Source organism: Amycolatopsis sp. DG1A-15b (genome assembly GCF_030285645.1).
Taxonomy (GTDB): domain Bacteria; phylum Actinomycetota; class Actinomycetes; order Mycobacteriales; family Pseudonocardiaceae; genus Amycolatopsis.
The window spans coordinates 2,079,132-2,099,260 of sequence record NZ_CP127296.1 but is presented as its reverse complement, the minus strand read 5'-3'; the positions used below and the strand labels follow the sequence as shown (position 1 = coordinate 2,099,260).

At 71.8% G+C, this 20,129-nt stretch carries 21 protein-coding genes; 14 read left to right on the top strand and 7 right to left on the bottom strand.

The window, feature by feature from the left end:
* Positions 1-30 precede the first annotated feature (30 nt).
* Entirely contained in the window at positions 31-810 is a 780-nt protein-coding gene (locus tag QRY02_RS09515; protein ID WP_285991132.1) for an inositol monophosphatase family protein, read from the top strand.
* A gap of 10 nt (positions 811-820) precedes the next feature.
* Here QRY02_RS09515 and QRY02_RS09510 read toward each other — a convergent pair whose 3' ends face one another.
* On the bottom strand, positions 821-1,411 hold the full coding sequence (locus tag QRY02_RS09510; RefSeq protein WP_285993805.1) for a serine hydrolase domain-containing protein: 591 nt from the start codon (positions 1,409-1,411) through the stop codon (positions 821-823).
* Positions 1,327-1,791 (bottom strand): serine hydrolase, encoded by a 465-nt coding sequence (locus QRY02_RS09505; protein WP_285991131.1) that lies wholly within the window; start codon positions 1,789-1,791, stop codon positions 1,327-1,329. Before QRY02_RS09505 ends, QRY02_RS09510 begins: the two co-directional genes overlap by 85 nt.
* Before the next feature lie 86 nt (positions 1,792-1,877).
* Here QRY02_RS09505 and QRY02_RS09500 point away from each other — a divergent pair, with 86 nt between their 5' ends.
* Positions 1,878-2,534 carry a response regulator transcription factor gene (locus QRY02_RS09500; protein WP_285991130.1) on the top strand — a complete coding sequence of 219 codons (657 nt, stop codon included), beginning with the start codon at positions 1,878-1,880 and terminating at the stop codon, positions 2,532-2,534.
* A complete protein-coding gene (locus QRY02_RS09495) occupies positions 2,531-3,637 on the top strand; it encodes a sensor histidine kinase (protein ID WP_285991129.1) in 1,107 nt (368 codons plus the stop codon). Before QRY02_RS09500 ends, QRY02_RS09495 begins: the two co-directional genes overlap by 4 nt.
* A 57-nt stretch (positions 3,638-3,694) precedes the next feature.
* Here the strand turns inward: QRY02_RS09495 and QRY02_RS09490 are convergent, their stop codons facing one another.
* Positions 3,695-4,627: an extracellular catalytic domain type 1 short-chain-length polyhydroxyalkanoate depolymerase gene (locus QRY02_RS09490; protein WP_285991128.1), complete on the bottom strand. Its 933-nt coding sequence runs from the start codon at positions 4,625-4,627 to the stop codon at positions 3,695-3,697.
* 199 nt (positions 4,628-4,826) lie between these two features.
* On the opposite strand from QRY02_RS09490, the gene QRY02_RS09485 reads away from it, so the two are divergent.
* Complete coding sequence (locus tag QRY02_RS09485; RefSeq protein WP_285991127.1) at positions 4,827-5,663, top strand: PaaX family transcriptional regulator; 837 nt, start codon at positions 4,827-4,829, stop codon at positions 5,661-5,663.
* Between the two features lie 73 nt (positions 5,664-5,736).
* Positions 5,737-7,245 (top strand): hypothetical protein, encoded by a 1,509-nt coding sequence (locus QRY02_RS09480; protein ID WP_285991126.1) that lies wholly within the window; start codon positions 5,737-5,739, stop codon positions 7,243-7,245.
* Here QRY02_RS09480 and QRY02_RS09475 read toward each other — a convergent pair.
* The gene (locus tag QRY02_RS09475) at positions 7,242-7,787 is read right to left on the bottom strand and encodes a 2'-5' RNA ligase family protein (protein ID WP_285991125.1); all 546 of its coding nucleotides are present in this window, start codon (positions 7,785-7,787) and stop codon (positions 7,242-7,244) included. The genes QRY02_RS09480 and QRY02_RS09475 overlap by 4 nt on opposite strands.
* 185 nt (positions 7,788-7,972) lie before the next feature.
* A complete protein-coding gene (locus QRY02_RS09470; RefSeq protein ID WP_285991124.1) occupies positions 7,973-8,218 on the bottom strand; it encodes an ATP synthase subunit C-like protein in 246 nt (81 codons plus the stop codon).
* Positions 8,219-9,597: 1,379 nt separating this feature from the next.
* Between QRY02_RS09470 and QRY02_RS09465 the strand changes: the two genes are divergently transcribed.
* From QRY02_RS09465 to QRY02_RS09425, 9 genes are all read left to right on the top strand, one after another.
* Positions 9,598-10,332 (top strand): AfsR/SARP family transcriptional regulator, encoded by a 735-nt coding sequence (locus QRY02_RS09465; protein ID WP_285991123.1) that lies wholly within the window; start codon positions 9,598-9,600, stop codon positions 10,330-10,332.
* Between the two features lie 274 nt (positions 10,333-10,606).
* Entirely contained in the window at positions 10,607-10,858 is a 252-nt protein-coding gene (locus QRY02_RS09460; RefSeq protein ID WP_285991122.1) for an acyl carrier protein, read from the top strand.
* Positions 10,859-10,964: 106 nt separating this feature from the next.
* Complete coding sequence (locus QRY02_RS09455) at positions 10,965-12,179, top strand: beta-ketoacyl-[acyl-carrier-protein] synthase family protein (protein WP_285993804.1); 1,215 nt, start codon at positions 10,965-10,967, stop codon at positions 12,177-12,179.
* Positions 12,176-13,285 (top strand): beta-ketoacyl synthase N-terminal-like domain-containing protein, encoded by a 1,110-nt coding sequence (locus QRY02_RS09450; protein ID WP_285991121.1) that lies wholly within the window; start codon positions 12,176-12,178, stop codon positions 13,283-13,285. The genes QRY02_RS09455 and QRY02_RS09450 overlap by 4 nt, the downstream gene beginning before the upstream one ends.
* Positions 13,282-14,022, top strand: a complete 741-nt coding sequence (fabG, locus tag QRY02_RS09445; protein ID WP_285991120.1) for a 3-oxoacyl-ACP reductase FabG — start codon at positions 13,282-13,284, stop codon at positions 14,020-14,022. The genes QRY02_RS09450 and fabG overlap by 4 nt, the downstream gene beginning before the upstream one ends.
* Positions 14,023-14,036: 14 nt before the next feature.
* Positions 14,037-15,419 (top strand): preATP grasp domain-containing protein, encoded by a 1,383-nt coding sequence (locus QRY02_RS09440; RefSeq protein WP_285991119.1) that lies wholly within the window; start codon positions 14,037-14,039, stop codon positions 15,417-15,419.
* 35 nt (positions 15,420-15,454) lie between these two features.
* Complete coding sequence (gene sbnB / locus QRY02_RS09435; RefSeq protein ID WP_285991118.1) at positions 15,455-16,492, top strand: 2,3-diaminopropionate biosynthesis protein SbnB; 1,038 nt, start codon at positions 15,455-15,457, stop codon at positions 16,490-16,492.
* Positions 16,493-16,505: 13 nt separating this feature from the next.
* On the top strand, positions 16,506-17,489 hold the full coding sequence (gene sbnA / locus QRY02_RS09430; protein ID WP_285991117.1) for a 2,3-diaminopropionate biosynthesis protein SbnA: 984 nt from the start codon (positions 16,506-16,508) through the stop codon (positions 17,487-17,489).
* Positions 17,490-17,652: 163 nt separating this feature from the next.
* Positions 17,653-18,954, top strand: coding sequence for an MMPL family transporter (locus QRY02_RS09425; RefSeq protein ID WP_285991116.1), 1,302 nt, complete (start codon positions 17,653-17,655; stop codon positions 18,952-18,954).
* On the opposite strand, the gene QRY02_RS09420 is transcribed toward QRY02_RS09425, so the two are convergent.
* Positions 18,947-19,912 carry an ATP-binding cassette domain-containing protein gene (locus tag QRY02_RS09420; RefSeq protein WP_285991115.1) on the bottom strand — a complete coding sequence of 322 codons (966 nt, stop codon included), beginning with the start codon at positions 19,910-19,912 and terminating at the stop codon, positions 18,947-18,949. The two genes, QRY02_RS09425 and QRY02_RS09420, sit on opposite strands and share 8 nt — an antisense overlap.
* The gene (locus QRY02_RS09415; protein ID WP_285991114.1) at positions 19,912-20,115 is read right to left on the bottom strand and encodes an MbtH family protein; all 204 of its coding nucleotides are present in this window, start codon (positions 20,113-20,115) and stop codon (positions 19,912-19,914) included. The genes QRY02_RS09420 and QRY02_RS09415 overlap by 1 nt, the downstream gene beginning before the upstream one ends.
* Positions 20,116-20,129 lie beyond the last annotated feature (14 nt).

The window sequence follows — 20,129 nt, the reverse complement described above, 5'->3', positions numbered from 1 at the left end:
GCAAGACAACCACAGGAGTTGGGACGAACCATGAGCCAGGACCTGATCACCGCCACCGCCGCTGCCGTCCGCGAGGCGGGGGCCCGGATGCTGGAGCGCTACTCCCCCACGTCCCGCCCGTCCGGGCTGACCGAACTGCTGAAGAGCCTGCACGCCAACGACACCGCCGTCACCGACGTGCTGCGGCCGGCGTTGGCCGCGATCCGGCCGGAGGCGCAGTGGCTCGACGACGAACACGGCTCCGGGCCGATGCCCGCGGGCGAGTGGTGGCTCATCGACCCCGTGGGCGGCAACATGAACGCCGTGCAGGGCATGCCCGACTGGAACATCGGCGTGAGCCTCGTCCGCGACGGGCGTCCTGTGCTGGCAGTGCTCTTCTTCCCGGTTCTCGGCGAACTGTTCACCGCCCGCGAAGGCGGTGGGGCACACCTCAACGGCGAGCGGCTGCAAGTCTCCGCCAAGACGTCGCTGGACGGCGCGCTGACGGGCACCGGCCAGGCCCAGGCCGGCCAGGACGCCGAGCTCCTCGCCCGGATGGGCCGTTCGTTCACCGCGATGTCCGAGGCGGCGCTGTACGTGCGGATCTCCGTCCCGGTGAGCCACCAGCTCGCCCAGGTCGCCGCGGGCCGGATGGACCTGCACTGGCAGTTCGACAACGTCCGCTCCCACGCCGCCGGCGTGCTGCTGGTCCAGGAAGCCGGTGGCGTCGTCACCGGCCTCGACGGCGAGCCGTGGGACCTGACGAGCCAGGCGTACCTGGCCGCCGCGCCCGGGGTGCACGCCGCCGCGCTGAAGGTCCTCACCGCCTGAGCGCGCCGGGTCACGCGGTGAGGATGTCGCGCGCTTTCTTCACCACCGGCGGGGGCCCGCCGTCGTAGTCGTAGTTGCTCAGGATCACCGACACCCAGCCGGTGTCGGGGTACATCTGGAGGTCGGTGGACGTGCCGGGGGCGCCGCCGCCGTGGCCGGTCACCCACTGGTTGCCGACCAGCAACGTCACCGGGCCGTAGCACTGGAACGCGACGTGCGGAGCGCCGGGCGTCCCGCCGGGCGGCGGGCCGGGCGGCGGGCCGGGCTGCGGCGGAGGGGGCACCTTGCCGCTCAGCGTGATGCCCGTGAAGGCGCGGTCGAGCAGCGTCGAGCCCTGCAGCGCGGCGGCGAAGCGCGCCAGGTCGGCGCACGTCGTGAAGGCGTCGCCGGCGGGAGTGCCGACGTACAGCCGCTGGTCGATCGTGTCGGCGCGTCCGCCGGACGGCTGTTTCGCGTAGGGATGGGCGATGCGGGGATCCGTGTGCCACTGCGGCCTGGTGCAGAAGTCCGTGGTGGTCATGCCGGCCGGGCGGAACACTTGCTCACGCACGTAGTCGTAGTAGGACTTCCCGGACACCCGGGCCACGATCGCGCCGAGCAGGTGGTAGGCGGCGTTGCTGTAGCGGGACCCGTGCTGGTGTAGGCGAGCTTGCCGGCCTGCGCGAGCTGGGCGATGGCCACCGCCGTGAAGAGCTTCGTCACCGAGGCCATGGCGAACAGGGTGTCCGGGCCGTTGGGAGCGGCGGCGTTGGCCCGGCCGTAGGACCTGGCCAGCACGGGTCGTCCCCGGTGGACCAGCAGCAGGCTGCCGGAGAACGCGTCCACGGCCGCCTGTTCCTTCACGAACCGGTCGAACGCGCGCACGTCAACGGAGGTGGGGCCGACGGCGGGGCCGGAGGCGGCTCCGGCGACGGCACCGGTGGCGAGCAGCGCACCGGAGGCGCCGAGCAGGCCCAGTGCGGATCGTCGTGTCGTGGTCATGGCCGAAGGTCTACCGAGCACGGCCGCTGCGGGACCGATGGCCGGCCCATACGTGATCCATATGTCGCGCGCGGGACACTGGCCGGGTGCGGGTGCTGCTGGTCGAGGACGAGCAACCATTGGCCAAGTACGTCGCGGCCGGCCTGCGCAAGCACGGGTTCGCCGTCGACGTCGCGTTCGACGGGCGCTCCGCGCTGGACAAGTGCGTGGTCACGCCCTACGACGTCGTCGTGCTGGACCGGGATCTGCCCGTGGTGCACGGGGACACGGTGTGCCGCGAGCTCGCCGGGCACGGCGCGGCGCGGATCCTGATGCTCACCGCGTCCGGCACGGTCGAGGACCGGGTCGACGGGCTCACGCTGGGCGCCGACGACTACCTCGGCAAGCCGTTCGCGTTCTCCGAGCTCGTCGCCCGGGTGCGGGCGCTGTCCCGCCGCAGCGCGCCCGCGACGCCGCCGGTCCTGCGGGCCGGCGACGTGGTGCTGGATCCCGCACGGCGCACCGCGGAGCGCGCGGGCCGCCTCCTGCACCTGACGCCCAAGGAGTTCGGCGTGCTCGAGCACCTGCTCGCCGCGGGCGGCGCGGTGGTGAGCGCGGAAACGTTGCTGGACAAGGTGTGGGACGAGCACGCCGACCCGTTCACCAACGCGGTCCGGATCACCGTCGGCACGTTGCGGCGCAAGCTCGGCGACCCGCCGCCCATCGAGACCGTGCCGAGTGCCGGCTACCGGATCGTCACATGACCGCCCGCGGCCGGCTCACGATCCTCTACGCCGTGCTGGTCCTCGCCGCCGGCACCCTCCTGACCACGCTCACCTACCTGCTGCTGCGCCGGGACGGCGGCCACCGGGTATCGGTCATCACGCTCGGCCCGTCACCGGGGCCGGAGGGGATACCGCCCTTGCCACCCTCGATCCAGGCGGTCACCCTCACCGATTTCATCACCCAGGCCGCGATCGCGCTCGCGGTGGTGACGGCGCTCGCCGCGGCCGTGGGGTGGCTGGTGGCCGGGCGGGTGCTGCGCCCCATCCGCACGATCTCCGCCACCGCACAACGGCTCTCGGCGGAGAACCTGTCCGAGCGGGTGCCGGTCACCACGCCCCTCGACGAGCTCGCCACCCTGGCCGGCACCGTCAACGGGATGCTGGACCGCATCTCCCACGGCGTCGCCGAACGCGACCGGGTGCTCGCGAGCCAGCGCATGTTCACCGCCAACGCCGCCCACGAGCTGCGCACCCCGCTGACCACCATGCGCACCGCCATCGACGTCACCCTCGACAGCCGGCCCGGTACCGGAGAGCTGCTGGCCATGGCCGGGGACGTCCGGACCGCCGTCGAGCAGAGCCGGCGCACCCTCGACGGGCTCCTGGCGCTGGCCCGCAGCCAGGCGGGCGCCGGTGTCCGGCACCGCGTCGACCTCGCCGAGGTCGTGGCGAACAGCCTCGACGGTGTCGAGCTCACCGTGCGGGCCGACCTGAGGCCCGCACCGGTCCGCGGTGAACCGGTCCTGCTGGAACGCCTGTGCGGCAACCTGGTCGACAACGCCGTTCGCCACAACCGTTCCGGAGGTCACGTCGAGGTCGCCACCGGCGGCGGGGACGGGCGGGTGTTCCTGCGCATCGGGAACAGCGGCGCGCCGATCGCGCCGGAGGCCGTCGACCAGCTCCGGGAGCCGTTCGTCCGCGGCGACGGCACCCGGATCCACACCGACCGCGGCACCGGCCTCGGACTGTCCATCGTGGACGCGATCGTCGCCGCGCACCGGGGTGAGATCACCTTCGCCGCTCGCCCGGCCGGCGGACTGGACGTCGTCGTCCACCTGCCGTCCGCCGAACACCCCGGATGAGCCGTTCCGCGGCCGGCGGGGTTCGGTCCCCGCCGGCGCGGTGGCCCGCGAAAGCGGTCACCCACCCAGCCCGAAGAAGGCGATGGCGGCGGCGGCCATCCCGGCCGCGGGCAGGCTGTGCCCGGCACCCTGGATGCTGTAGGCCTCGACCTTGACGGTGCTGTCGGCGTAGCGGCGGCGGTTCCAGCCGGCCTGCGGGGTGTCCGTGGACGTCGGCGTCTGGCTCAGGCCGAACACGTTGGTCCACTGCTCGATTTCCTCCTGCAGCAGCGAATACGGCACGAGCGTGTCGGCGGTGCCGTGCCACAGCTGGACGCGCGGGCGGGGACCGGTGTAGCCGGGGTAGGCCTGGCGGACCGCGTCACCCCACTGCTGGGGCGTGCGGTTCGCGCCGCCGCCGCCGGTGCACTTGCTGCTCCACGGCGGGAAGTCCGCAGCGTTCGCGAAACAGGTGAAGGGGACGCCCATGAACGCCGCGCCCGCCTTGAAGACGTCCGGGTAGAGGGCGAGCATTTCGTTGGTCATCATGCCGCCGGAAGAAGAACCGGTGGCGAAGACGCGCTTCGGGTCGCCGCCGTAGTGCTGTTCGGCGTAGGTCACCATCGAGACGATCGAAACCGGGTCGCTGCCGCCACCCCGGCGCTTCGCCGCGTCCGACCAGGTGTCGAAGCAGTTCCCGAACCCGGCCTGCTGCTGGGCGCTGGGGTAGATGACGAGGAACCCGTAGCGGTTGGCCAGCGAGGCGAACTCGCTGCCGGAGTAGAACCCGGGCCCCGAACCGCCACAGCCGTGCATGGCGACCACGATCGCGGGGTTGGCCGGCCGGGCGTCCGGCACGTAGACGTGCATGCGCATCCCGCCCGGGTTGTTCCCGAAGCCGGCCACTTCCACCAGCGAAGCGGCCCACGCCGGGGCGGGGACGACGGCCGAGGTGACGGCCATCAGCAGGGCACTGGCCATGGTCACGAACGCCGTTCTGAATCCACTCATCGGTGACCTCCGGTCGGCGATCCCCCCTCACGACCGAGGTTAGGCAGATCGACGACGACCGTCAACAATTCATCAACCATTCCGGCCGACCGAAACTTTCGAACTCGGCAACGGTCGCGAAATGCCGGACAAATCGATGATGATCGTCGCCGAAACAGCGAAGAATCCGGCCGGGTAGGTTGGACTCCGGAGGTGGCGCATGCTCGAAGCGGCCGGCTGGGCGGAGGACGAGGGCGTGCCGGGCGTGCGGCCCGAGGCCCTGCTGCTCACGCTCTTCGGCGACCACGTGCTGGACCGCGGGATCGCCGTGTCGACCGGCGGGGTCATCGCCGCGCTCGAACGCCTCGGCGTCGGCGAACACGCGACGCGGGCGACGCTGAGCCGGATGAGCCGCCGCGAGCTGCTCCGCACCGTCCGCCGGGGACGGCGGGCGTTCCTGAGCCTGACCGCGCACGGCACCGCCGTCCTGCGCGACGGCCAGCGCAAGCTCGACGGCGACGTCGTCGACCGGCACTGGGACGGCCGGTGGACGCTGCTGACGTTTTCGGTGCCGGAAACCCGGCGCGCGGACCGGTACGCCCTGCGCACCCGGCTGGGCTGGTTCGGGTTCGGCCCGCTGCGCAGTGGGCTGTGGGTCTCGGCGTCGGCCGCCGACATCGCGCCGGCACTGGCCGAACTCGACCTCCTCGACCACGCCGAGGTGTTCCGCGCGGAGCCGTTCATGTGGACCGACCCGGTGCGGATCGCCCGCGAAGCCTGGGACCTGCCCCGGATCGCGGCCGGCTACGAGCAGTTCCTCCGCCGCTGGAGCGGCAGCGCGGCCGGCGAACCCGGCGACGAGCTGTCCCGCCGCATCCGGCTGGGCGCGGAATGGCTGCTGCTGATCCGCCGCGACCCCGTCCTGCCGCCGGCGCTGCTGCCGCCGGACTGGCCGGGCACGCGCGCCGCGGCGCTGTTCCGCACCCTGCGTCACGCATGGACGCGCCCCGCCGAGGAACTGGCGGGCGGGCTCCTCGAGTCCCTCGTCGAGGAATGACGCCCGACAGCGGTTGCCACGTTGCATGCCACGTTGCAAACTGAGGTCCCGTTCCCCATCACGGAGGTCAAAGGTGACCGACTTCGATCGACGCGACGTGCTGCGTGCCCTCACCGCACTGGGGGTCACCGGCGTAACCGCGAGTCTCTTCGGCGGCACCGCCGAGGCGGCTGTGCCGCTCGGGGCTCCGCCCCGGGCCGGGGGCTTCGCCACCCGGACCCCCGAAAAGATGGCCACCGGCACGACCCCGCTGGACCTGAAGTTCTCCGTCACGGAGCAGTTCCGGCCGTTCGACCTGATCGCGCCGAAGTTCGTCCAGCTCGACTCCCCCGCCCGGCCCGGCGCGCTCGTCAAGACCGGCATCCGGCCGAAGGCACCGTACGGGACGGTGACCGTGCAGGTGCTCGACGACCGCGCGCCGGTCGTCGCCGGGCTGGCCGGAGCCGGGATTTCGGTGCTCGGCACCTACGACGCCGCCGCGGGCCGGGCGGGCATCGAGATCACCACGGCCGACGGCACCACCGTGGTCAAGACCGCGCCGGCGGACCTGCGGGCGCCGTTCGGCTTCGCCGTGGTGGTCAACGAAAACGCGGTCACGGTGCTGGCCGACCGGGGCACCGGCTGGCGGCCGCTGCTGACCGAGCGCGACCAGGTCCGCGCGCGCATCGACCTGCGCGACCCGGCGGTACTGGGCCGGCTGGGGTACGCCTACGGCACCCGCGGGCCGGCGCGGCTGGGCCGGGTGCGAGCCGGGTACTACGGCCAGGCCGGCGTCCGCGACCCCCACGTCGTGCAGCACGCCGACGGCCGGCCCTACATCCGCCACGGCAAGCTCTACCTGACCATGACCAACGCCGGCCTGGGGTTCTTCCAGCAGGCGCACTGGGCGGTGTGGACGCTCGACCTGGCCGACCCGACGAAGCTGGAGCAGGTGGCGACCCTGTTCTTCGCGCGCGACGGCGTCGTGCTCGGCGACCACGCGGGCCAGATCATCTGCGACGACGACCGCTTCATCCTGCTGATGAGCTCCTGGGGCGATTTTTCGTTCAACGGCGTCCACGTGCGCCACGCGGTCACCCGCACCGACGTGCTTTCGGGGGTGCACGTCCTGCCCACCGAGCGGCTGCCGCTGCCCACGACGGTCAGTTCGTGGGACCCGGCGCTGACGAAGATCGACGGCCGCTGGCACATCGCGTTCGTCGAAAGCCCCGCCCAGCAACCGGCTTTCGTGTTCCACCCGGCCCTGGCGGCGGCCCCGCGCGGCGCGGACTACGACCAGGGGCTGACGCTGCTGGGCGCCGACACTTCGGTCGACCAGACCGAAGGCACGATCCTGCAGCGGGTGGGCGGCCGCTGGTACCTGTTCGCCAGCGACGGCGACGCGCGGGAGTACCCGGTGTACGACCTGAGCCTGCGCAAGCTCGGCACGCTGAACGCCCCGTACGGCACCAACATCCCGCACCCGATGCTGGTCCGGATCGGCAACCGCTGGTGGCTGCCGACGTTCGACGGCACCCAGTACGCCGAAGACGTCCTCGGCTACGGCGGCCACGGCGACTTCATCCTGATGCAGTCGAGCTAGCTCGCCGCCAAGGCGAACTCGGCCACCGTGCGCCACGAACCCGGGTCCGCGTTCCCCGCGATCAGGCGCACCCGGTCGATCCCGGCCCGGATCGGCAGCTTCGCCGCCACCTCGGCGGCCGCCCGGCTCAGCGCGGGCCGGTCGCCGAGGCGGGTGCTCCCGATCGTCAGGTGCGGGATCACCTCGGGATGGGCCCCGCCGTACGGCGGGCACTGCGGGAACCTGCCCCACACCCGCTCGGTCAACGCCCGGAACGGCCCGGCCGGGTCCGGAGCCAGCCAGACCACCTCCTGCCCGAACCACGCGACCCGCGAGAACACGCACTCGAACGAACCAGCCCCCGTCAGCACCTCACCGAGGTCGCCGGCCACCGCGGCGGTGATCCGATCCGGCGGGAGGAACGGGTAGAGGACCGTGACGTGGGCCGGCACGCCCCACGCCGCCGAGTGGTCCAACGCCTGCCGGTAGGGCCCCACCACCGCGTCCGCGGCCGGTACCGGCACGATCACCGCCGTTTCGGTCGCGCCCGCCAGAGTGTCCACCACCGCATGTTCGCACAACGCGGCGCCTCCCGCGGATCTTTTCCCGGCGTCGAGGAGCGCGGTCCGCGATCGACGTCGGCGGCTCGCCGGGGCGGACCGGAAGCCGAAGTGTGCCAACGTATCCGTGGACAGTGCAGCGGCACGCGCCCGCGCTCGGGCGGCGGCCCGAGCGCGGGCGGGGCGATTCACCGGTTGGACGCGATGAAATACACGACGACCCCGATCAACGCGAGCACTTCGCTCAGCACGAAGGTCGAGTAGCCGATCGTTTGCAGTTTCCCGCGCGCTTCCGGCTGCCGTGCGGTACCATTGATGACGGCGGCGAAGATCAGGCCGACGCCGATTCCCGGGCCGATCGCCCCCAATCCGTACCCGATGGCGGCGAGGCCGGGGTTGATGTTGGCAGCTTGGGCCAGAACTGTGTCACTCATGGAGATTCCCCTTCACATCGGTCCACGCGCACGCTCGCGTGGAACAGCGGGCTCATGCGTCACACCGGACAAGGATCAGGGCTGGGCGAAGGGCCGGAAACCGGAGACGATCGTCGAATCAAGGCAGATCTCGCCGGCGGGGCGGGATTGTCGGTAATCGAGTGGTCCGATCACGATCAGGATATCACGGGAAATCGGACTCCGCCGCCGAGAAAGCGGCCGGCTGGTCCACACCGGGGCGGTAGTGTCCATTGTGGCCGGTCGTGCGCGGCGCAGCCCGGATGGCCGCGCCGGGAGATGAATGACCCCCGAAGGCGCTCATGCACGCCTTCGGCCCGGCAGGCGGCGACACACCACGGGCGGCACCCCACCCGGCGGCGCGCCGCGCCCAAGCCGACCGACGCCTCGGTGCCTACTGCGGGCACGAGCACCGCGCCCAAGCCGACCGACCGGCCGGCACCCCGGTACCCGCCGTCGGTACAAGCGCCGCCCAGCCGGCCGGCGAGACGCACACTCAGCGTGACCGAGCTATCGCACGCCTGATGACCAACCCCGGCTCCGCCGCCACCCTCGACAAGCGGCCGCCGCTGCCACACGCGACTGTCATACGTCCGCGGGCGCAAGCCTGAACCCGCCTCGGCGGGACACCGGCGTACCGCCGCCTTCGAATCCGCCGGCCGATCGGCGAGGCCCGCGAGTACCTCCCCGCGCAGTTAGCGAAGCCGGCCCCGTGCCATTCGCCGAGGTAGTCCGCGCGGCGCTTCCGGACCGGGCTTTGTTTCGAAACTCGGTGTACACCGTTCACCAACCGGAGCAAAAGCCGCCGGACAAAGCCGGGCGCCTCCCGGACCCGCCCGCAGAGGGCGCCAATTTTATTAGCCGGAGCCGAAACCGAATGATGTTTGCGCTCCCATTGCGGGCATCCCCGCCACGCGCCGGCCGGACGTCCCCGGCACACCCCGCGCCCGGCGCCCCAGGGGTCCGGACCGGCCGTCGTCCGGCCGGCGACCGCCCGGTCAGCGCGGGTTTCGCGGTGTAATGACGCCCTTGCCGCTCGTGCAAGGAGCCGGGCGGTCGGCGCCGCTCGCGAGGACCCTACCAGCGAAGATCAGCAGCGGTCCCCGGAGTGCTGACACCACCATTAATGGTGGTGCTAACACCACCACCCCGGGGTATGTCCGAATACATCCCGAGCCAAACTGTCCACCAGGTGATACTACTGACGAGTTAGGCGTTTCACTCGTCCGAACGGAGGTACCTAAGCCACCAGCCCTCTGCCACTATCTTGCGCAAAATACATCTTCGGATGGTCCGGCCGATGAGTATCGGGCTGCCCGAATCTGGGGGTCATCGAAGTGGAAATCGAACTACTAGGCGCCATGGAAATAAGATCGAATGGGAGAATTTACTCGATACGCGCAAAGAAAGTGCGGACCTTGCTGGCCATGATGGCTCTGTCGCCGGGCCGCCCGGTGTCCTACGAGCAGCTGGCGGACGAGCTCTGGGGCCCGCGGTCACTCGCCAACTCCCGCAACGCACTGCAAGCAAATATCGCACGACTACGGCGGCTTTTCAAGCCGATCACCGACGCGAGCGGGGAGGAGATCGTCCGGACCACCTACAGCGGCTACCAGCTGGAGGTGTCCGCCGAATCGATCGACTCGCACCGATTCCTCGAACTCGCGCGGCGCGGCACGTCCCTGGTCGCCTCCGCACCGCAGGAAGCCACCGGCATCCTGCGGGAAGCCCTGGTGCAGTGGCGGGGGCCGGCACTGATGGACGTTCAGGAAGGCGTGCGCTGCCGGGCCGCGGCCACGCACCTGAACGAGCGGCGGCTGGCCGTCCAGGAAGACCTGATCGCCGCCCGGCTCGCGGTGGGACAGCACCACGACACCGTGCACGAACTGCGGCAGCTGGCCACCGAGAACCCGGGCCGGGAACGGCTCAGCGAACTGCTGATGCTCGCCCTCTACCGCACCGGCCAGCAAAGCGAGGCGCTGTCGGTGTTCCACCACACCAGCAAGTGGCTCGGCAGTGAACTCGGCCTCTCACCCGGCCGGGCGCTGCGGCAGCTATACCAGGCGATCCTGGTGCAGGACTGCATGCTCGACTGAAGATCACGGCACCACCGGCAGCAGGGACGGCGCGACCACCGGCCGTCCCTGCTGTCGTTTCCGGAAAACTTTCCGAAGAACTTTCACGAATACCGTCCGGGCTCATCCACTCTCCTTCCGTGATCACGACCATGATCATGGCGCACCCGGATGACCGACGGCTGACGGCTCACCGACGCCCGCCTTCGTCAGCGTTCGGTCAGAGTGCGGTCATCTGCGCTGGCTAGTTTCCCGGCGAGGCCGAAGTTCGTCCGAAACCGGTACAGGAGTGGTCATGACAACGGCAGTGTCCGAGCGCAGGGAGCAGATCCGCGCGATCGTCCAGGAGCACCTCGAACTCGAGGACGACGAGCTTTCCCCGACGAGCAACTTCATCGAGGACCACGAAGCCGACTCGCTCACGCTGATGGACGTCCTCGCCGCGCTGGAGAAGCAGTTCGGCGTCACGATCGACCAGGCGCAGTTCCGCCGGATGGTCGACCTGGACAGCGCCTACGAGGTCGTCGCGGAATCCGCCGGCTGGTAAGGGAAATCCGATGAGCGACCAGTTTCGGGGGTTCCGGGTGGCGAAGCCCCCGGCCCGGGGCGGAGCCCCGGTTTCAACACAGTCCACCACACCCGGCAGGCGGGTGGTGATCACCGGTTGCGGGGTGGTTTCCAGCCTGGGCACGGGCATCGACGAGTTCACGGCCGCGCTTCGCGCCGGGCGCAGCAACGTGCGGCCGATCAGCGTCTTCGACACGACCGGCTTCGAGCACAACAACGGCTGCGAGGTCATCGGCTTCGAGCCGGAACGCTGGATCCACCACGTCGACATCGACTCGCTCGGCCGCGCCAGCCGGTTCTCCACCGCCGCCGCCCGGCTGGCCGTGACGGACTCCGGCATCGACCTCGACGTGCTCCGCGAGGCGCGCTGCCTGCTGTCGGTCGGCACGACCGACGGCGAGTCGCACGAGCTCGACAGCATGGTCTCGCTGGAGATCGCGGGTGGCCCCGAGGCGATGAGCCCGCGGCTGGCCCGGCGCACGTCGGCCGGCCGGCTCGCCACCTCGATCGCCCACGAACTGCGGCTTTCCAACGTGGAGGTCGGCAGCATCGCGACGGCCTGCTCGGCGGGCAACTACGCGATCGGCCACTCGTTCGACGCGATCCGGCTCGGGGAAGCGGACTTCGCGTTGTGCGGTGGTGCGGACGCCGTCTGCCGCAAGACGTTCACCTCCTTCTACCGGCTGCGCAGCATCGCGCCGGACTTCTGCCGCCCGTTCGACAAGAACCGGCTGGGCATCCTGACCGGCGAGGGCGCCGGCATCCTGATGCTGGAGAGCCTGGAGTCGGCCACCGCGCGCGGCGCCCGGATCTACGGCGAAGTGCTCGGCTACGGCCTGTCTTGCGACGCCCACCACCCGGTGGCCCCGCACCAGGGCGGCATCGCCCGCTGCATGGAGCTGGCGCTGGCGAACGCCGGGGTCAAGCCCGCCGAGGTCGACCTGATCTCCGCGCACGGGACCGGGACCCACGCCAACGACAAGACCGAAGCCGCGGCGATCCGCGAGCTGTTCGGCGACGACACGCCCCGCGTGGTGTCGATGAAGTCGATGCTCGGCCACTCCATGGGCGCGGCGAGCGCGCTGGCCGCGATCGGCTGCTCGGTCGCCATCACCGAGGGGTTCATCCCGCCGACGATCAACCACATCGAGACCGACCCCGAGTGCGCCGTCGACTGCGTGCCCAACGTGGCGGTCGAGGCGGACCTGCGGATCGTGCAGAACAACGGCTGGGCCTTCGGCGGCAACAACTCGGTCGTGCTGATCGGCCGCTACGACGGCCCGCGAGAGGCGATCGCATGAGCACTGGTACCCCGGCCGCGCCGGTCATCTCGGCCTGGACGGCGATCTCGCCGTTCGGCCACGACCGCGCCTCCTTCGCCGACGGCGTCCGCACCCGGACCTCACCGGTGTCCACAATAGACGCGCAGCGCTGGGCGCGTGGCCCCGCGGAAACCGCGGCCACCGTCCCGGGCTTCGAGCCGCGGGAGTTCCTCGGCACGAAGGGCACCCGGGCGATGAACCGGGTCAGCGGGCTCGCCGTCGCCGCGGCGAAGCACCTGCTCGCCGACATCGGCGTCGAGCCGGGCGACGAGCGCGACGACATCGGGTTCGTGCTGGGCACCACGACCGGCAGCGTGCAGAGCATGATGGACCTGACCCGCGCCTCGCTCACCGGCGACAAGCCCGACCACGTCGAGCCGGCCGCGGTGCCCGGCTGCGTGATGAACTGCGCCGCCGGCCAGGCGGCGATCTGGCACGGGCTCAAGGGTCCGAACGCGACGATCGCCGCGGGCCGGACCACGGGCCCGCACGCGCTGAACTACGCGCGGCGGCTGCTGCGGACCGGCCGGGCGACCCGGGTGCTCTGCGGCGCCGCCGAGGAGTACTCCCCCGCCCGCGCCTGGGTCGAGCACCACCGCCGCGGCGGGTCCGAGCCGGTGGTCATCGGCGAGGGCTGCGCCATGTTCCTCCTCGAGCCCGCGGACCTGCGGCCGCCCGGCCGCCGGGTGCTGGGCACCCTGGAGGGGTTCGAATCGCGGGTCTGCCTCGACGGCGATCTCGCCGGGACGGTGGCCGTCGCGGTGCGCGCGCTGCTCACCTCCGCCGGGGTCGCTCCCGAGCAGGTGTGGGCCGCCACCGGCAGCGGCTTCACCGACCAGCGCGGCGAACCGGTCGAGACGGCGGCGCTGCGGGAGCTGTTCGGGGACGCGGCCGTCGACCGGGTGCCGTCCGCGGACCTCCTCGGTGACACGGCTTCGGCGAGCGCGATGTTCCAGCTCGCCGCCGTCCTCAGCGTCGCCGAATCCGCCGAGCGGGCCGGCGCCGACCACACGGTCGTCACCACCTGCGACGACGACGGTTCGGTGGCGTGCACGCTGCTGCGCCTCGGCGAGCCCGCCGCATGAGCGCCCCGAAAGTCGCGCTGGTCAGCGGCGGTTCCCGCGGCATCGGCCGCGCGGTCGTGCTGAGCCTCGCCGAAAGCGGCCACGACATCGCGTTCTGCTACCGCTCCGACGAACAGTCCGCCGACGTGCTCACCAAGGAGGTGCACGACCTCGGGCGGCGGGCGGTCGCCACGAAGGTCGACGTCACCGACCGGGAGGCGACCGGCGAGTGGGTGGCCCGGACCGCCGCCGACCTCGGCGTCCCGGACGCCGTGGTGACGTCGGCGGGCATCACCCGGGACGGCGCGTTCGTGACGATGACCGAGGACCGCTGGACGGACGTGCTGCGGACCAACCTCGACGGCGTCTACAACGTCTGCCAGCCGGCGTTGTTCCTGATGCTCAAGCAACGCCGCGGCAGCGTGGTCACCCTGTCCTCGGTGTCCGGGGTGCACGGCAACCCGACCCAGGTCAACTACTCCGCGTCCAAGAGCGGGGTCATCGGCTTCGCCAAGGCGCTCGCCAAGGAAGTCGGCCGGTTCGGCATCCGGGTCAACGCGGTCGCGCCGGGCCTGATCGAGACCGACATGACCGCCCAGATGACCGGCAAGGCCCGCGAGAAACTGCGCGCGGCCGTCCCGCTGGGCCGGTTCGGCACCGCCGAGGAGGTCGCCGATCTGGTGGCCTACCTGGTGTCCGACCGCGCCGCCTACATCACCGGAAGCGTATTCGAGATCGACGGCGGCCTGGTCGTCTGAGGGGGAGGTCCGCCATGGACACCGAAAGCACGAGCCCGAACTTCATCGCGCGGCTGAAGACGGCCGCGCTCGGCTCGGCCGAGCACCCGTTCGTCTTCCTCGGCAACTTCGAGGTCGAGGAACTGTGGGCCGCCGACGAGCTGGGCCTGCCGCGGGTGTCCGCCGCGGGCAGCACGGCGGTGGTCAACAGCATGGACGAGTTCGCGCTGCTGCTGGGCGGCAAGGGCGACCACGTGGTGCTGAAGCACGCGCCCGACCCGGACTACCACCGCTACCTGCTCGACCTCGGGTTCGAACTGCCCGAAGTCCACGTCGTGGCGGCACCGGACCCGGCGCGCAACGTCAGCCAGGACGCGCTCGCCGATCCCGCGCTCGTCGCCACGCTGGCCGAACTGGCGACCGACGGCGCGCACCTGCTCCCCCACGGCGCCTCGGCCGTCGAGGAGGAACTGGCGGCCCGCACGGGCGTGCCGCTGGCCACCCCGTCCGCCGCGCTCTGCAAGTCCGTCAACAGCAAGGTCTACAGCAGGCGGCTGGCCGACGAGCTCGGGCTGCGGCAGCCGCCCGGCTGGGTCTGCGACACCCCTGCCCAGCTGGCCGAGGCCGTCCCGGAGGCCGCCAAGGTGCTCGCCGAGGGCGGCACGGTGGTGGTGAAGGAGGCGTACGGCGTGTCGGGGAAGGGCATCGCCGTCGTCACGAGCGAGCAGCGGCTGCTGCGCCTGCAGCGGATGATCGAACGCAGCGCGCAGAAGGCGGGCCGCGACCGGATCGCGCTGGTCACCGAGACCTGGGTCGACAAGCTCGCCGACCTGAACTACCAGTTCACCGTGGGCCGGGACGGCTCGGTGCGGTTCGACTTCGTCAAGGAGGCGATCACCGAGAACGGCGTCCACAAGGGACACCGGATGCCCGCCCGGCTCGACGAGGGCCAGCACCGGGTGATCCGGGACGCGGCGGACGCCCTGGGTGCCCGGCTGGCGAAGGACGGCTACTACGGCGTCGTCGGCGTCGACGCGCTGGTCGAGCCGGACGGCGGGATCTTCCCGGTGCTGGAGATCAACGCCCGCAACAACATGTCGACCTACCAGGTACCGCTGCAGGAGCGGTTCGTGCCCGCCGCCGCCGTCGCGATGGCCCGGCACTACCCGGTGCGCCTCGCCGCTCCCCTGCCCTTCGCCCGGCTGCGCGAGACGCTCGGCGACCTGCTGTTCGCCGGCTCCGGGAGCGGGCTGCTCGTCAACAACTTCGCCACGGTCAACGCCGGAGCCGGCGTCGGCGCCGCGGGCGAAGCGTTCGCCGGCCGCCTCTACGGCGTGCTCATCGGGCCCTCGGCCGAGACGCTCGACGAGCTCGACCGCCGGATCACCGAGCGCATCGCCACCCTCGCCGCGCACTGACCCGAGCCCACCGACCGCCTCAGGAGGCTGCCAGCATGAGCACCAGCACGTCCGTCCCGGAGTTCGCCGTGATCTCCGGGGCGCAGGTCCACGAAGTCCTCGGCGGACAGGAAAAACTCGTCATCGACCTGATCGAGTCGGCCTACCGCCTGCACGGCGAAGGCGACACGGTCAACCCGCCGTCCTACTTCCTGCGCTTCCCCGACCGGCCGTCCTCGCGGATCATCGCCCTGCCGGCGTCGGTCGGCGGGGACATCGCGGTCGACGGGCTGAAGTGGATCTCCAGTTTCCCGGAGAACGTGGCGAGCGGGCTGCCGCGGGCCTCGGCGATCCTCGTCCTCAACGACCGGCAGACCGGCTATCCGCTGGCCTGCCTGGAAAGCTCCATCATCAGCGCCACCCGCACCGCCGCCTCGGCCGCGCTCGCCGCCGACTGGCTGACCCGGGACCGGCCCCGGCCGGCCCGCCTTGGCATCGTCGGCACCGGCCTGATCGCCCGCTACATCCACACCTACCTGGCCGCCGGTGGCTGGAACTTCGACGACGTCGGGGTCTTCGACCTGAGCACCGCGCACGCCGAGGGCTTCCGCGGCTACCTGAACGCGGCGGGGCAGCCGTCGGTCACCGTGCACGACAGCGCCGAAGACCTGATCCGCGGGAGCGACCTGGTCGTGTTCGCGACGGTCGCCGGCGAGCCGCACGTCCACGACCCGGCGTGGTTCGAGCACAACCCGCTGGTCCTGCACGTCTCGCTGCGCGACCTGTCGCCGGAGGTGATCCTGTCGGCGACCAACGTCGTCGACGACGTCGAGCACTGCCTGAAGGCGAACACGTCGGTGCACCTGGCCGAGCAGCGGACCGGGGACCGCGACTTCCTCTCCGGGACCCTGCACGACGTGATGGCCGGAAAGGCGTCCCTGCCGAAGGACCGGCCGCTGGTCTTCTCGCCGTTCGGGCTCGGGGTGCTCGACCTCGCCGTCGGCAAGCACGTCTACGACCAGCTACGCGCTTCCGGCGACCTGCGGACCGTGCCCGAGTTCTTCTTCGAACTCGACCGGTACGGCAAGCGGTGAGCGGGAGCTTCGCGTGCCGATAATCAGCGCCCCGCAGGATTTCAACACCGACGACCTGTACGTCGACCTCCGCCGGTTCGCCGGCCGCCCGCTCTTCCTCAAGTGCGAGGGCTTCAACTTCGCCGGGTCGATCAAGATCAAGGCCGCCCGGTCGATGGTCGCCGCGGCCGAGCGCCGCGGCGACCTGCGGCCCGGTTCCACGCTCGTGGAGAGCTCGTCGGGCAACCTCGGCGTGGCGCTGAGCCTCGTCGCCGCCAGCTCCGGCTACCGGTTCGTCTGCGTCACCGACTCGCGGTGCACGCTCGGGGCCCGGCAGCTGATGGAGACGCTCGGGGCGGAGGTCCGCATCGTCACCGAGCCGCACCCGGAGCACGGCCTGCTGGGTGCGCGCATCGAGCTGGTGCAGCGGCTGTGCGCCGAACGCGGCCACGTCTGGCTCAACCAGTACGAAAACGCCGGGAACTGGCGCGCCCACTACGAAACGACCGGGCCGCGGATCGCCGAGGCCTTCCCCGACGCCGAGGTCGTCTTCATCGGGGCGGGCACCACCGGGACGCTCATGGGGTGCGCGCGGTACCTGCGCGAGCACCGGCCCGGCACCCGGGTGGTCGCGATCGACACCGTCGGCTCGGTCACCTTCGGCACGCCGCCGGCCCGCCGGATGATCCCCGGCCTGGGCACCGGGATCCGGCCGCCGATGCTCGACGCCTCCTACGTCGACGACGTGCTGCACGTGGCGGAAGCGGACACCGTGCGCACCTGCCGGGCCCTCACCCGGGAGGGGTTCTGCTTCGGCGGCTCCACCGGGACCGTCGTGAGTGGCGCCCTGAGCTGGCTCGAGCGGCACGAAGACATCGGCACGGCGGTCGCGATCGCGCCCGATCTCGGCGACCGCTACCTCGACACCGTCTACCACGACCAGTGGGTGGCGGACCTCTACGGCGAGGACCTGCTCGAGGACGACCGGACGATCCGGCCCGCCGGGCTCGGCCGATGACCGGCCCGGCGCTGTGACCCACCACACACGGCCTAGCACCACCGCGAATCCGGGTCTCACACCCCGTGAACGAACGGTCACGTTCCCCTAGACTCGAACACACGCGCGGACGGGAATCGCACCGCGAACGCCGCCTTTCCCATCGGGTCGAACGGGGACGATCGTGAAGCCTTCGCTCGCCGTCCGCACCTCCTGCTGGTGTGCCGAGCACCCCATCGCCGTCATCGCGCTGTGGCTGGTCTTCGTCGCCGTGGCGGAGCTGCCGGGCGTCGCCGGCGGGGCCCGGCTGGGTGACGGCTCCCTGTCCGACCCCGACGTGGCGGCGAACTGGTGGCCGGTGGTCGCCGCGCCGATCGCGATCGTCCTGAGCGTTCCCTTCTCCCGGTTGCTGCTGCTCGTGTCCGCGCTGTTCATCAGCATCGTCACGGCCACGTCGGCGGCCGTGCTGGACGCGGTGTCCGAGTCCGCCGAGATGTCGCCGCTCGCCGGCAACGCGGCACTGCTCGTCGTCATCACGGTGGCGGTCCAGCACATGCTGTTCGCCGTCTGCCGGAGCCGGGAAGCGGTGGCGAGCGGGAACGACGCGTCGCGGGCCGCCCGGATCGTCGCGAGCACGGCCGGCAACGCCGCCCTCGTCTCGGGCGGGGCCCTCGCCGTCTCGCTGACCGCGGTGGCCCTCGTCGCCGCCCCGGGGTCGGCGCCGGTGGCCACTGCCGTGCTCGTGGTGGTGCCGGTCGCGACCCTGGCCTCGCTCAGCCTGCTGCCGGCCCTGAACGACCGGGTGCTCGCTGCGGCGAGGCCGTTGCCGCCGCTGCCCTCGGCCCTGAAGGTCGGCCACCTGCCGCGGTTCGTGCGGCCGACGGCCATCGCGGCCGGCGTGCTCACGCTGGGCGCCGCCGCGGTCTACGGGTCGATCCGGATGTTCTCCCCCGCCTGCGCGGGCTGCCGGCCGCTGGCCGCCGACCTGGACGGCTGCGCGGTGACGTCGATGCTGGTGATCCTCGGCCTGGCCACGCTGGTCGTCTACCGGCGCCCGGTGGTGGCCGTGGCGACTTTCCTGCTCAACGGGGTCGCCGTGCTCGCCGGGCTGGGGCTGCTGGCCGTGCTCGTCGATCCGCTGCCCGGCTGGGCGCCCATGGTGCTGGTGGTCGCGCTGCTCGTGCCGGCGAACCACCTGCAGGTCTACCTGCTGCACCGGCTGCGGAGCGAAACCCTGGCCGGGATGTCCCGGCGCAACACGGTGGCGCACGCGTGCCGCCGGGCCTGGTCGGCATCCGGCGGCGCGCTGCTGGTGACGGTGGTGATGTGGCTGGTCTGGGGACTGACCGAGCGTGGGGACGTCCGGGAGTTCGCCCTGGCCACCACGCTGGTCCTCGTCGTCGACACGACGATCGTCCGGTTCCTGCTGCTGCCCCGGCTCGCCGTCCTGGGTGGACGGACGAGCTGGTGGCGGCCGGTCAAGTGACCGAAGGACGTCCGGTGAGATCGAGGAACACCTCGTCGAGCGTCGGGCGGCGCAGGGCGAAGTCGGTGTACTCGACGCCGGCGTCGCGCAGGGCGGCCGCGGCGGCCGCGATGCCCCCGGCGGTATCGGGCAGTTCGACCGCGATGCTCCGCTTGCGTTCGTCGACGGTCACCGCCGAGGCCGAAACCCCGGACAGCGCCGATACCGCGGGCCGGAGCCACTTCGCGTCGGCGACGGCGACCTCGAGCCGCTCCGCGCCGATCTTGCGCTTCAGCTCGTCGGCGGTGCCCTCGGCGATCACCCGGCCGTGGTCGATCACGACGATGTGGTCGGCGAGGTAGTCGGCCTCCTCGAGGTACTGCGTGGTGAGCAGGACCGTGACGCCCTCGTCGACCAGGGCCCGCACGATCCCCCACAGCGTGCTGCGGCTCGCCGGGTCGAGGCCGGTGGTCGGCTCGTCGAGGAACAGCACCGACGGGCGGCCGATGAGGCAGGTCGCCAGGTCGAGCCGCCGCCGCATGCCACCGGAGTACGTGCCGACCGCGCGGTCGGCGGCGTCGGTCAGGTCGAAGCGCTCGAGCAGCTCGGCGGCCCGGGCCCGGGCGCCGCGCCGGCCGAGGTGCAGCAGTATGCCGAGCAGCTGGAGGTTCTGCCGCCCGGTGAGCAGTTCGTCGACCGCGGCGTACTGGCCGACGAGGCCGATCCGGCGCTGCACCTCCTTCGCCTGCGTGGCCACGTCGAAGCCGGCGACCCGGGCGGTGCCGCCGTCCGGGCGCAGCAGCGTCGCGAGCACCCGGACGGTCGTGGTCTTGCCCGCGCCGTTGGGGCCGAGCAGGCCCAGCACCGAGCCCGCGGGCACCCGCAGGTCGACGCCGGCGAGGGCTTGGTGGCTGCCGAATCCCTTGCGCAGCCCGGTGACTTCGATGGCCGCTTCGCGGTCGAGCGCGTCGCTCGCCATCAGCCGGCGTCCCGCAGGCTCTTCGGGCGCAGGTCCGTCCAGGTGGCCTCGACGTGGGCGACCGCGTCCGCGCGGGAACTCTCCCCCAGCGTGACCTCCCACCCCGGCGGCACCGCGGCGAACACCGGCCAGATGCTGCGTTCTTCCTCGGCGTTGACCAGGACGAGGAACCGGCCGTTCTCGTCGTCGAAAGGACTCGTCACTTCACATCTCCGTC

Coding starts and splice junctions, on each gene's coding strand:
- QRY02_RS09515 (WP_285991132.1), top strand. CDS start 31: ATGAGCCAGGACCTGATCACCGCCACCGCCGCTGCCGTCCGCGAGGCG.
- QRY02_RS09505 (WP_285991131.1), bottom strand. CDS start 1,791: ATGACCACGACACGACGATCCGCACTGGGCCTGCTCGGCGCCTCCGGT.
- QRY02_RS09495 (WP_285991129.1), top strand. CDS start 2,531: ATGACCGCCCGCGGCCGGCTCACGATCCTCTACGCCGTGCTGGTCCTC.
- QRY02_RS09490 (WP_285991128.1), bottom strand. CDS start 4,627: ATGAGTGGATTCAGAACGGCGTTCGTGACCATGGCCAGTGCCCTGCTG.
- QRY02_RS09485 (WP_285991127.1), top strand. CDS start 4,827: ATGCTCGAAGCGGCCGGCTGGGCGGAGGACGAGGGCGTGCCGGGCGTG.
- QRY02_RS09470 (WP_285991124.1), bottom strand. CDS start 8,218: ATGAGTGACACAGTTCTGGCCCAAGCTGCCAACATCAACCCCGGCCTC.
- QRY02_RS09465 (WP_285991123.1), top strand. CDS start 9,598: ATGGAAATAAGATCGAATGGGAGAATTTACTCGATACGCGCAAAGAAA.
- QRY02_RS09460 (WP_285991122.1), top strand. CDS start 10,607: ATGACAACGGCAGTGTCCGAGCGCAGGGAGCAGATCCGCGCGATCGTC.
- QRY02_RS09450 (WP_285991121.1), top strand. CDS start 12,176: ATGAGCACTGGTACCCCGGCCGCGCCGGTCATCTCGGCCTGGACGGCG.
- fabG (WP_285991120.1), top strand. CDS start 13,282: ATGAGCGCCCCGAAAGTCGCGCTGGTCAGCGGCGGTTCCCGCGGCATC.
- QRY02_RS09440 (WP_285991119.1), top strand. CDS start 14,037: ATGGACACCGAAAGCACGAGCCCGAACTTCATCGCGCGGCTGAAGACG.
- sbnB (WP_285991118.1), top strand. CDS start 15,455: ATGAGCACCAGCACGTCCGTCCCGGAGTTCGCCGTGATCTCCGGGGCG.
- QRY02_RS09420 (WP_285991115.1), bottom strand. CDS start 19,912: ATGGCGAGCGACGCGCTCGACCGCGAAGCGGCCATCGAAGTCACCGGG.